The organism is Prosthecobacter sp. (genome assembly GCF_029946185.1).
Taxonomy (GTDB): Bacteria; Verrucomicrobiota; Verrucomicrobiia; order Verrucomicrobiales; family Verrucomicrobiaceae; genus Prosthecobacter.
Map to the genome: position 1 here is coordinate 1 of NZ_JAQSEA010000283.1, position 12,486 is coordinate 12,486.

Below are 12,486 nucleotides of genomic sequence, written 5' to 3' on the forward strand. Positions count from 1 at the left end.
CAGGGAGTTTGCACGATTTCCCGAATTTCGGGACCCGGAAATAGTCCGCACGATTCCTGATCCGCAGTGCAATGAAACATTCATGCGTTCAAAGCTGGACTGGTCTGAACTGGACCAGCCGCAGCATCTGGAACTAATCGAGTTGCATCGTGAATGCCTGCGATTGCGTGGGCGAGAGCCCGCACTGCGACCGGTGGCGCGTTCAGGCTGGCAGGTGCAGGATCTCGGGGCTGTCGCACTGAGATATTTTGGACAGCAGGGTGAATGGCTCGTGCTGGCGCATCTCGCCCCCACCGCTCTGACGGTCACGCTGCCGGCGACAGGATGGCAGTGCATCTTATCAACCAATGACACACGTTTTGGCGGCAGTGGTGGTGCAGGCTTTGATCCTACGACCGGCAGGGTGGCATTCACCCAGCCTGAGCTGCTCGTCCTGCATTCGACATCATGACCCACACCCGTTCAATCATCCCTTCCGCGACCTATCGCCTGCAGTTCAACAAGCATTTCACTTTCCAGCAGGCGCGTGATCTTGTGCCCTATCTGCGTGATCTCGGCGTCAGCCACGTCTATGCCTCGCCGTTCTTCCGTGCGGGTACGGGAAGCCTGCATGGCTATGACATCAACGATCACAATGAACTGAATCCCGAGGTCGGTTCACGAGCGGACTACGATGAGTTTGTCTCCGTACTGCATGCTCATGGGATGGGCCAGATTGTGGATTTTGTGCCCAATCACATGGGGATCGGATCCTCAGTGAACACGTGGTGGACGGACGTGCTGGAAAACGGCCCCAGTTCTGAATTTGCGCCGCATTTCGACATCGACTGGCGTCCGCTCAAGAGTGATCTCTACAACTGCGTGCTGCTGCCCATTCTGGGAGATCAGTACGGACGTGTACTGGAGCGTGGCGAGTTTAAGCTCGAGTTTGAGGCAGGGGCTTTTTTCCTGCGCTACTTCGACACACGGCTGCCCATCGCTCCGCGCACATACACGATGATCCTCGTGCCAGCGCTGATCAAGCTGGCCGCCATGGGCATAGGAGATGACTTTCTGGCGGAGTTTCAAAGTGTCATCACCGCACTGGAGCATCTGCCCCCGCGCACCGAGACAGACCCTGAAAAAATCGCCGAGCGATTGCGCGAAAAGGAAATCATCAAACGGCGCCTGCTGCGGCGCTGTGATGAATGCCCGCAACTGATCGACGCCATCAGCGCGACGCTGCGCGAGATCGAAGGCAGTCCGGGAGACGCACGCAGCTTTGATGCGTTTGATGAGCTGATCTCTGCGCAGGCCTACAGACTGAGCTTCTGGCGTGTGGCGGCGGAGGAGATCAACTACCGGCGCTTTTTCGACATCAACGAACTCGCTGCCATCCGCGTCGAGCTGCCGGAAGTTTTTGAAGCGACGCACCGGCTGCTGCTTGAATTGATCGCCAACGGTTCGCTGGACGGGGTGCGCATTGACCATGTGGACGGACTTTGGAATCCTGCTGAATATCTCGCGCTGCTGCAGTCCCGTGCCGGACAGTTTTCATCAGGCAAGGGGGGCGAGCTGCCGCTCTACCTCGTGGTGGAAAAGATCCTCCTGGGTGATGAGCGCCTGCGGGCTGACTGGCCGGTGCATGGCACTACTGGCTACGAGTTTGCCAATCAGGCCATCCGTTTGTTGATCGATCCCGCCGCTGAAAAATCGGTGACGGAAACTTATACGAAATTTATTGCCAGCTCGACGAGCTTCCCTGAGATCGCCTATCACCGCAAACAGCTCGTCATGCGCCTCGCGCTCGCAAGTGAAATCAACGTGCTGGCCTTCATGCTGGACCGGCTGTCAGAGCGCAACCGCTGGTATCGGGACTTCACCCTGAATGCGCTGACCACTGCGGTGCGCGAAGTCATCGCCTGCTTTCCAGTGTACCGCACCTACCTCACACCCGACCAAGATCCGGGCGCGGATGACATTCACGCCGTGCGCCGTGCGGTGCGACTCGCGGAACGCCGCAATCCGGGCATCGAGCGTTCCATGTTTGATTTCCTGGGCGAAATCCTGATCAAGAAATTCCCGGAGAATATTGATGAGCAGACACGTGCCGAGCACATGCACTTCGTGATGAAGTTTCAGCAGTGCACCGGGCCGATCATGGCGAAAGGCGTCGAAGACACCAGTTTCTATATTTACAACCGCCTGGTGGCTCTCAATGAAGTCGGTGGCGAACCGAATCACTTCGCGGTCTCCCGGGAAAAGTTTTTCAGTGAATGCGTGACACGGCAGCGTGAGCATCCGCACAGCATGCTGGCCACATCCACGCATGACACCAAGCGCAGCGAGGATGTGCGGGCGCGTATCGCGACGCTTTCTGAGCTGCCTTCCGAGTGGCGCAAGGCGCTGCGCCGCTGGCAGACGATCAACCGCCGGCACAAGCGCGAGATCGAGGGGGAACTCGCTCCGGATGCGAACGAGGAATACCTCATCTACCAGACGCTGCTTGGCAGCTGGCCTCTGGTGTCCATGGAAAAGTCCGAGCGGGCAATCTACCTCGGCCGCATTCAGGATTACATCATCAAGGCCATCAAAGAGGCCAAGGTGAACAGCAGCTGGGTTCAGCCGAATGAGGAGTGGGAAAATGCCGTGCGCGATTTTGTGGCGAAGCTGCTGCGTGCTGGAGCCAACCGCTTTCTCGACAACTTCAAACTCCTGGCGGAGCGGGTGGCGCAACTCGGCATGGTCAACTCCCTCGCACAAACCATGCTCAAGACGGCTGTGCCCGGCATGCCTGACTTTTACCAGGGGACTGAGCTGTGGGACTTCAGCCTGGTCGATCCCGATAATCGCCGTCTGGTCGATTACGAAGCGCGGCGTCTGGCGCTCTCCTCCCTTGCGGGCACGGACCCCTCGGCGCTGCTGTACGAGTGGCGGGATGGCCGGATCAAACTGCACGTCACGCACCAGCTTTTAAACTTCAGGCGCAGCCATCCTGCAGTGTTCATGCAGGGAAGTTTCACCCCCGTGAATGCCACCGGGGCATACAGTGATTCCTGTGTGGTGTTTGTGCGCCGCTTTGAAAGCAGTGCGCTGCTGGTGATCGTCCCTCGCCTGTCAGCGCGCGTAGGCTTCCCGCCGGTGGGCGATGTCTGGCGTGACACGGCTTTCGAATGGCCGGAGGAATTCATCGGCAGGGAGGTTGGCGAACTTTTAACTGGGGCGAAATTCACCGTCAAGGAGACCTCTTGTCCTATGGCCGAGGCCTTGCGCGTGCTGCCGGTGGCTGCCTTCGCTTTGGTCTGAGCCGGCCGCTCAAGCTTGCGCTTCGGAAATTCTGTAGTCGAGATTGCATGCGGCGCTGATGAGCGCGAGGTGGCTGAACGCCTGGGGAAAATTCCCCAGATGTTCGCCGCGCGGACCGAGCTCCTCGGCGTAGAGGCCTAGGTGGTTGGCATATCCCAGGGTCTTTTCGAATATGAAGCGCGCTTTTTCAAGGTCGCCGGCGCGGGACAGGCACTCAACGTACCAGAATGAACACATCGAAAACGTGCCTTCACCGCCGGAAAGCCCGTCTGACGCGCCGTTGAGAGTGTTGTAGCGATAGACCAGTGAATCTTCAACCAGCAGTTCCTCAATGGCTTTCAAAGTGGAGAGCCAGCGCGGGTCAGTCGGGCTGATAAACTTCACCAGTGGCATGAGAAGGCAGGAGGCGTCCACCGCTTCCGAGCCTTTGTGCTGCACAAACGCCTGCAGCTTCGGATTCCAGTGGTGCTGAAAGACCTCGTTGTAGATTTCATCACGCACGGTTTGCCAGCGCTGGAGCGGTGCCGGAAATGAGCGGTCTTGTGCGATGCGGATCGCACGATCAACGGCGACCCAGCACATGACTCGCGAGTACGTGAACTCCTGCCTGCCGGCCCGCACCTCCCAGATGCCTTCGTCCGGCTGTCGCCAGTTGTTGCAGACGAACTCCACCAGGCGGGAGAGATACGTCCAGAAGTCATGCGAGATGGCTCCTGTATGTTTGTGGTAGATGTAGACGGAGTTCATCAGCTCGCCGTAGATATCGAGCTGGAGCTGGTCGTGCGCGCCGTTGCCTATTCGAACGGGTGAGGAATTCTTGTAACCCTCGGTGTGGATGAGTATCCGTTCGTTCAGATCGTGACTGCCATCAATGGCGTACATCAGTTGCAGCGAACCGTCAGGATTCATCTCGCGGCAGCGCTGCTCAATCCAGGCCATGAACGCCGTTGCTTCACTGGTGTACCCGAGTCGCATAAGACCGTACAGGGTGAAAGAGGCGTCGCGAATCCAGGTGAACCGGTAGTCCCAGTTGCGCTCGCCGCCGATCTCCTCCGGCAGACCGAAGGTCGGAGCCGCAATGATTGATCCATGCTTGTGCGATGTGAGCAGCTTCAGCGTCAGCGCGGAGCGGTTCACCATCTCGCGCCACCGGCCCCGGTAGGTGGACTGGTTGACCCAGCCCCGCCAGAAATTCATCGTCTCCTTGAAGACTTCCGCGATGTAGTCCGGCGCTGCCGAAGCCGTTTCGTGCCAGGTTTCAACGTCTTCAAAAATGAAGGAGGCTGTCTCTCCCTCACTCAGTGTGAAATCGACGACGACTGCGCCGTTTTCGATCCGTAGGGGTACATCAGAACGCAGGCGTACGACGGTTTTGTCAGCGCCTTTGCTGGTGAAAACCATGGTGCCATCGCGCTCTTCGATGCTGTGGGATGCGCGGCCATAGTCAAACGCCGGGGCGCAGAGCATGTGAAAGTGTACCTTGCCCCTGACGGTCTTGGCGCGGCGTATCAACTGGTGACCGTGCCGTTTCTCTGCCACCGGCATGAAGTCAGACACCTCCGCGACCCCTTCGCTGGACAGAAAGCGTGTGAGCAGAATGTTGGTATTGGGGAGGTAGAGCTGTCGGCGCTTGGCGTTGTTGAAGCTTGGCGAAAGCTTGAACCTACCACCTTTTTGATCATCCAGCAGCGCGGCGAAGACGGATGGTGAGTCAAAGTGCGGAAAGCACATGAAGTCGATGGAACCATCCTTTCCGACGAGTGCTACGGTGTGGAGGTCACCGACGATTCCGTAATTTTCGATAGGTTGGTAACTCATGTTCGCTGTTCAGGTGTGTCCATTTGAATGCCGCCCGTTGGATACGCAATGGCAGTTGCGAGTGATGGCTGGCTTTTCCATCACAGCGCTGTCGTGATGCCATTCGAACCCGGATTATTCTTTCTTTTCGTCCTTCTCCGGCTTGGTCAGTTCGCGCATCGGATTCACGGGCTTGTCATCTTTGAAGAGCTGGAATTTGCTCTTTACCGGACGGCGTGGCCAGTAGTTGTTTTCGATGTCGGTGTCCACGAGTTCCTGGCGTGGGTCGAAGGTGACGGATTTCAGCTCCTTTTTGGTGAAGAGGAGTTTGGCGGATTTCTCGGTGTTGAAGCGCCAGATTTCGACGGGGAGTTTGATTTCTTCGGTGCTGTTGTCGGTGTATTCGACTTTCAAAATCACGGGGGTGATGAGGCCGCCGACGTTGCTGAATTCGATGAGGTAGAAGTTGTGCTTCGTTTGCAGAAGCGCGGGATCGATCTTTTCCTCTTTGAGTTCTTTGATGAGGGATTCGAACTTCTTCTTTTCGCTCGGCAGCACGGTGGCTTTATCATAGCTGTCGTAGAAGTCTTTGAGTTCGGGGTAGCGGTCGATGCGCTTGGAAAGCGAGTAGTTGCGCTCGCGGGTGAGGGTTTTGGGCAGTTCGTCCTCTTCCTTTTTCTTTTTGGGTTTCTCGATGGCGGGATCGCGGGAGTCGAGCTGCAGCCACTTCACTTCATCAACGGAGATGTCCACGTGATCAGTGCTGTAGAACCAGCCGCGCCAGAACCAGTCGAGGTCAACGCCACTGGCCTCTTCCATGGTACGGAAAAAGTCGGCGGGTGTGGGGCGCTTGAACATCCAGCGTTTTGCATAGGTCTTGAACGCATGGTCGAAGGCTTCGCGGCCGAGAATGTGTTCGCGCAGAATGTTCAGTGCCACGGTGGGCTGGCCGTAGGCATTGGGACCGAGATCGGCGATGGATTCCGAGTTGGTCATCACCGGCACGCGGTCCTTCAGGCGCATGTAGTCCACCATACCGCGTTCGTTGCGGCGGTGCTTCCAGTCGTTCTCCCATTCTTCTTCCGCGATGAACTCGACGAAGGAGTTCAGGCCCTCGTCCATCCACGTCCACTGGCGTTCGTCGCTGTTGACGATCATTGGGAAGTAATTGTGACCGACTTCATGGATCACCACGCCGATGAGGGCATACTTGGTCTTTTCGGGATAAGTGCCGTCCTTTTCCGGGCGTGGGCCGTTGAAGCAGATCATCGGGTACTCCATGCCGCCGATGGGACCATTGACCGACCATGCGACTGGGTAGGGGTACTCGAAGGTGTAGCGTGAATAGACCTGGATGGTGTGAGCGATGGCGTGCGTGGAATACTTGTCCCACAGCGGCATGCCTTCCTTGGGATAGAGGGACATGGCCATCACCGGCTTGCCGTTCACATTCGCGCCTTCGACGGCCATCGCATCCCAGACAAATTTGCGTGACGAAGCGAAGGCGAAATCGCGGACGTTGTCGGCTTGGAAGGCCCAAGTTTTCTTGCCCTTGGGTTTGCTCTTTTCTGCTGCTTTGGCCTCGTCAGGAGTGACGATGAAAAGAGGTTTTTTTGTCGCGCTTTCAGCCTGCTTGAGGCGGTCGCGCTGAGTTTTTGTCAGAACGGCGTCCGGGTTTTGTAGAGTGCCGGTAGCGGCGACGAGGTGATCGTCCGGCACGGTGAGGCGCACGGTGTAGTTGCCGAACTCGAGCGTGAACTCGCCGGTGCCGAGGAACTGCTTGTTGATCCAGCCGGCGTAGTCCGTGTACGCGGCCATGCGGGGGAACCACTGCGCGATGGTGTAGATCGTGTTGCCGTCCTCTTTGAAGAACTCATAGCCCGTGCGCGCATTGATGCGTTCGCAGTCGTTGATGGGGTAGCTCCAGGAGATCTTGAAGACGAAGTCGGCTCCGGCGGCGAGGGGTTCGTTCATGTCGAGGCGCAGCATGGTTTTCACCACGGCATGCGGCAGGGCGTTGCCCTTGGCGTCGGTGAGCTTGGTGATCTTCATCTCGCCGTCGTAGTCTTCGTAGGCCAGCAGGCGATCGAGGGCCGAGTAGGTGATCTTGCCGGGATCAATGCCGCGCTTGGTGTTGGGCACGGCGCGCGAGTCCGCCGTGTGGGAGAGGAAATTTTGATCGAGCTGGACCCAGAGGTAGGTCAAGGGATCGGGGGAGAGATTGTGATAGGTCACCGTCGCCTCCCCAGTGATGGTGCGCTTCACGTCGTCAAGCTCGACGCTGATGTCGTAGTCGGCGCGGTTCTGCCAGTAGGCCGTGCCGGGTGCGCCGGAGGCATTGCGCTGCGCCGAGGGTGTGGGGATGGTGGGATCGAGCTGCTGAAACTTGCCGACCGGTGCGCCGGACTCAGCGGCGGCGAGGGACAGGGCGGCGAAAAACGCAGGGATGAGGAGTTTCATGTTCGGCGATTGTCCAAATACAGGAGGCAAAGGCAAGTGCATCCTTATCGCCTGAATCTGGCGTGGAGCGGTGTTTCTTCCTCTTGCCTTCGTTTCGTGCTTCTGATTGCATCAGGCCATGAACCCGCCTGCCGACTCTTTTTCTCGTCGTGATGCTCTCAAAGCCACCATCGCCTCCGTGGGGCTCAGTGCGCTGGCGTTTGAACCTGCTCATGCGGCAGCTGCGGCCGCACCCGATGCGCGGCGTGGAGCGGTGAAGAAGTACAAGATGCTGAAGTCCATCAATCTGTGGGCGTTTCCGTACCCGGAGCGCATGACGCTGCGGGAGTGCATGCAGCTGGCGAAAGATGCGGGGTTCGACGGCATCGAGTTGAACTACGATCTGGACAATGATCTCTCGCCGAAACATGGCGCTGCGGATTATGCGAAAATTCGGAAGATGGCGGACGAGATCGGCATCCAGATCAGCGGGTTGTGTTCCTTTTTGTTCTGGCCATATCCGCTGACGAGCAATGACCCCGCGAAGCGGACCCAGGGCATGGAGCTCGCGGGGAAGATTGCGCAATGTGCGCATGATCTGGGTGTTGAGAATGTGCTGGTGGTGCCGGGTGCGGTGAACATCCCATGGCGTACGGATCATGAGCCGGTGGCTAACGATGTTTGTGATCAACGTGCACGCGAGGCGGTGGGGCAGCTGGCGAAGCAGGCGGAAAAGCTGAAGGTCTGCCTCAACATTGAAAACATCTTTTTCAACGGTTACCTCATGACTCCCATGGAGATGAACGCCTTTGTGGACAGTTTTGGCAGCGAGCATGTGCGGGTGCATTTTGACACGGGAAACATCAGCATGTTTCAGTTCCCCGAGCATTGGGCCAAGGTGCTGGGGCAGCGCACGAAGAACGTGCATCTTAAGGAGTTCACCAAAAAAGGAACCGACTTCAGTCTCGAAACTTTCCGTCCGCTGCTTGATGGCACGACGAACTGGCCTGCGGTGACGGATGCGCTGGCTGATACTGGTTACGAAGGCTTTCTGACTTTCGAATACTTCCATCCGTATGCGCATTATCCCGAGGCGCTGATTTATCAGACGTCGGATTCGATGGATCGCATTCTGGGGCGTAAATCATGAGCTGGGAAACGATCGCGCTGCTGTTTTTCGCGGGGCTCAGTGCCGGATTTATTGACGCCATTGCGGGTGGTGGCGGGCTGATCTCTGTGCCTGCGCTGCTGTGGGCGGGATTGCCGCCGCAGATGGCGCTGGGGACGAATAAGATGCAGTCCACTTGGGGCACGCTGATGGCGGTGCGGAAGTATGCAAAGGCGGGGCTGGTGTCGTGGGAGGAGGTGCGGCTCACGGTGGTTATCACCTTTGTCTCCGCCATGGCAGGCGCGTTGGTGCTGTTGCTGATCAGTAACGCGGTGCTGAAAATGATCGTGCCGTGGATGCTGCTGGGCATCGCAGTGTATGTGCTGCTGAGTCCGGGTCTGGGAAAAACTGCGGCGAAGGCGCGGCTGGGTCTGGGGGCGTTTGCGTGTCTGGCGGGCAGTGTGCTCGGGTTCTACGACGGCTTCTTTGGTCCTGGCACAGGCACCTTCTGGACGATGGCCTGCATTGCATTGCTGGGGCTGGAACTGACGCGAGCCACTGCCTTTACGAAAGTGGCGAACCTCACCAGCAACATGGCTTCGCTGATCATCTTCGTCCTCAGTGCACGGGTGAATTACGAAGTCGCCGGCGTGATGATCGCCGGCCAGCTTATTGGCGGACGGCTCGGCGCAGGCATGGCGATTCGCCATGGGGCACCCTTCATCCGCATCATCTTCATCACCGTGGTACTCGCGATGGTAGCGAAATTGTTGTGGGATCAATTCGTATAATCTCGCGCAATTCATTGAATCCGACTGAAAATGCAGGGCGTATTTGCCTGACACTCTCCCATGCCTATGATCGCTGCTCCCATGTCAACCGTCCAAACCACTGCCCTAGGTCGTCAGTTTCCTAAATTCGATCTCGCACGCCTGCTCGGCACCGTGTTCAAGCCTACGTTCGGCCGCAAGGTCTGCATCCTCATCGACCTGCCGGATCTGGCGGAAGCGAAGGGTTACGCGTTCTTGAAAAATCCAGTGCGGGCCGTTCAGCAGAAGGCGTATGAGCACTTTCATCTAGGGCTGAAAAATGGCGTGGCTGAAGAACTCGCTCTGAAGGGCGGCGAAATGTTTGCCTACACGCAGACGACAGGCAGCAATCTCGACATGCCTGATCTTTGTGTCGATATGGAAGGCAAAGAGCTGAGCCTCGAAAAGGATATTTATCCGAATTACGATATCATCCTGTGCATCTCGACTTTCTCCGCCACTGCGCCGCTGACGGCGTTTGCGAAGCAGTATGGTTTCCGTGGTGCGACGCTGCACGGGGTGAATGACGTCATCCTGAATTCTGGCCTCGCGGTGGATTACGAAGTTGTGAGTATCGATGCAGAAAAGCTACGTCGTGCGATGACTCGTGCTGATGCGGTGGAGATTGATTTCACGGTGGAGAATGGGCCCGACATGACCGTGCGCCTTGAGCTGAACCGCCAGGAAGCGCAGAAGAGCCACGGGCTCTGCCAAGGGGATGCGCCTGACATTGCGAACCTGCCTGCCGGTGAAGTTTACTTCGTGCCCACGGGGGCGGAAGGCACCTTCCCGCTGAAGTATGAGGACGGCACGCTGGGCAAGCTCACCGTCACGGGTGGATGCATCATCAAGGCTGAACTCATTGCGGGCAATCAGAGCACGATTGATGAGCACAATGCCAAGCTTACTGATGATCCCATGACGGGTGTGCTGGGTGAACTTGGTTTCGGGACGCAGGTGCTGCCTGTTTCCGGGGCTGACATTCAGGATGAGAAGGTGCTCGGCACCTGCCATCTGGCCACGGGGCGTGACGATCATCTTGGCGGGCATATCACGCCGCAGAAATTCAAGCGTCATCAGAACGCGACACACGACGACATCCTGTTCGCGCCGCACAAGACGCCTAACTTTGACATCAAGCAGACGCGCATGTTCCGTGATGGTGAGGTTACCGTCTTGAATGAGCATTTCCAGCCGTCGAAGTATTTGTTGGAAGCACTGGCGGCAGAGTAATTCCAAGGAGTAGACATCCATTCTGTGAACGGATTGGGTTGTCACGCCCTGATTAATCAAAGGCTGGAAGCCTCTGGCCGTTATCAGGCTGGAAGCCTGACCTCCATCAAACATTCATGAACATCTACGAGACCCGTCGCCTGCTCGACGAATACCTGCTTTTCCATTACGGTCAGCCTGCGGAGGTGCTGCCGTGGGAAAAAGGGCCGCGTGATGCGCTGGGTTTTCCGGTGCGCACGGTGCTGGAACTGATCGATCTGCCGCGCACGCCCTGTGAGGCGGTGGCGCTGGATCTTGGCTGCGCAGTGGGGCGGTCGAGTTTTGAGCTGGCCAATTTTGGCGTCAAGGTGCTGGGCATTGATTACTCACAAAGTTTTGTGGATGCGGCGGCGGCGCTGGCGCGTGACGGCAGCATGAGCTACGAGCGCGTGGATGAAGGCAGCGCAACAACGCCGCTGGTGGCACATGTGCCGGATAATCTGCGGCGCGACCGTGTGCGATTTGAACAAGGGGACGCGATGAACCTGCGCAGTGATCTTGGAGACTACGACATCGTACATGCGGCGAATTTACTCTGCCGGCTGACCGATCCGCTGAAACTGATCGAGCGTCTGCCGGGCCTCGTGAGGCCCGGTGGGCAATTGCTGCTGACGACGCCATGCACCTGGCTGGAGGACTTCACACCGCGTGGCAACTGGCCGCAGGGGTCGACGCGCGAGTGGCTGACCTCTTTGCTGGAGCCGCACTTTGATCTGTCCATGACCTGCGACATGCCGTTTCTGATCCGCGAGCATGCGCGGAAGTATCAGTGGAGCGTGGCGCTGGGGATGCGCTGGCGGCGGAAAGTCGAAGAGGTGTGATGGCGGGCGGAAAAATTTTGGCAAAGATTGGCGGCAAAATAATGTCGTGGGGGTGTTGGTATTTTGTGGTGTTGGCGGTGGATTTTTTGACAGGATTACAGGATTGGGAGGGGATAAACAGGATGGTAGTGTTTGCTGCCCAGCCGTTCGGACTTGCGTGAGGTGGCGGGTTTCGTCTAGCGTGGGGAAATCATGAAAATTGCCCTTCTATTAGCAACCTTCCTCGCTGCTGCCGCTGTGCAGGCGCAGACGCCGAACTTCAAAGAGCAGCAGATTGACGATGCGGTTGGGATTGGCTATGGACTGGCAGTGGCGGATGTGAACGGAGACGGGCGCACGGACATCCTGCTGGCAGACAGCAAGGTGATCGTGTGGTATGAGAACCCAACGTGGAAGAAGCACGTGATCGCTGAAAATTTGACGGAGAAGGATCATGTGTGCATTGCAGCGCGTGACATCAATGGCGATGGCAAGTGTGAGATCGCCGTGGGCGCGGGGTGGAATCCGGGGGACACGGTGGGAAGCGGCGCGGTGTTTTATTTGATCCCGCCGACGGATCGGACGCAGAAGTGGGAGCCGGTGAAACTGGCGCATGAACCGACGACACACCGCATGAAGTGGGTGCGCAGCCGAGCGGGGCGCTATGACCTCGTGGTGGTGCCGCTGCATGGCCGTGGCAATGACAAGAACGGTGAAGGTGACGGTGTGCGCGTGCTGGCCTACCACATGCCGGAAGATCCGCACAAGGAGTGGAACACCACGCTGGTGCAGGGGACGATGCACAAGACGCACAATCTCGACATCATTCCCGCGCCGGGCACGGAGGCTGAGAGCCTGCTGGTGTGTGGTCGTGAGGGCGTGGTGCGGCTGGATCAAACCGACAATGGCTGGAAGGAGCAGTGGATCACCAAGCACCCGAAAGACTCAACCGAGTTGCTGGGAGCTGGGGAAGTGC

At 57.9% G+C, this 12,486-nt stretch carries 9 protein-coding genes; 7 read left to right on the forward strand and 2 right to left on the reverse strand.

From position 1 onward, the window contains the following. Together PSV43_RS23255 and treY are read left to right on the forward strand one after the other, a co-directional pair. On the forward strand, nt 1-451 hold a 451-nt coding region (locus PSV43_RS23255), incomplete at its 5' end, for a DUF3459 domain-containing protein (protein ID WP_300203405.1). After that, a complete protein-coding gene (treY, locus tag PSV43_RS23260) occupies nt 448-3,285 on the forward strand; it encodes a malto-oligosyltrehalose synthase (RefSeq protein WP_300203407.1) in 2,838 nt (945 codons plus the stop codon). The genes PSV43_RS23255 and treY, both read left to right, overlap by 4 nt. A gap of 9 nt (nt 3,286-3,294) precedes the next feature. Here treY and PSV43_RS23265 read toward each other — a convergent pair whose 3' ends face one another. Then, nucleotides 3,295-5,103 (reverse strand): glycoside hydrolase family 15 protein, encoded by a 1,809-nt coding sequence (locus tag PSV43_RS23265; protein ID WP_300203409.1) that lies wholly within the window; start codon nt 5,101-5,103, stop codon nt 3,295-3,297. A gap of 114 nt (nt 5,104-5,217) precedes the next feature. Continuing rightward, nucleotides 5,218-7,542 carry a M1 family metallopeptidase gene (locus tag PSV43_RS23270; protein ID WP_300203411.1) on the reverse strand — a complete coding sequence of 775 codons (2,325 nt, stop codon included), beginning with the start codon at nt 7,540-7,542 and terminating at the stop codon, nt 5,218-5,220. A gap of 118 nt (nt 7,543-7,660) precedes the next feature. Here PSV43_RS23270 and PSV43_RS23275 point away from each other — a divergent pair, with 118 nt between their 5' ends. The 5 genes from PSV43_RS23275 to PSV43_RS23295 all read left to right on the forward strand — a co-directional run. Then, nucleotides 7,661-8,671, forward strand: coding sequence for a sugar phosphate isomerase/epimerase family protein (locus PSV43_RS23275; protein ID WP_300203413.1), 1,011 nt, complete (start codon nt 7,661-7,663; stop codon nt 8,669-8,671). Next, nucleotides 8,668-9,420, forward strand: a complete 753-nt coding sequence (locus PSV43_RS23280) for a TSUP family transporter (protein WP_300203415.1) — start codon at nt 8,668-8,670, stop codon at nt 9,418-9,420. The genes PSV43_RS23275 and PSV43_RS23280 overlap by 4 nt, the downstream gene beginning before the upstream one ends. An 81-nt stretch (nt 9,421-9,501) precedes the next feature. After that, nucleotides 9,502-10,671, forward strand: coding sequence for a hypothetical protein (locus tag PSV43_RS23285; RefSeq protein WP_300203417.1), 1,170 nt, complete (start codon nt 9,502-9,504; stop codon nt 10,669-10,671). 116 nt (nt 10,672-10,787) lie between these two features. Continuing rightward, nucleotides 10,788-11,531 (forward strand): methyltransferase domain-containing protein, encoded by a 744-nt coding sequence (locus PSV43_RS23290; RefSeq protein ID WP_300203419.1) that lies wholly within the window; start codon nt 10,788-10,790, stop codon nt 11,529-11,531. Between the two features lie 192 nt (nt 11,532-11,723). Then, on the forward strand, nt 11,724-12,486 hold a 763-nt coding region (locus PSV43_RS23295; protein ID WP_300203421.1), incomplete at its 3' end, for an FG-GAP and VCBS repeat-containing protein.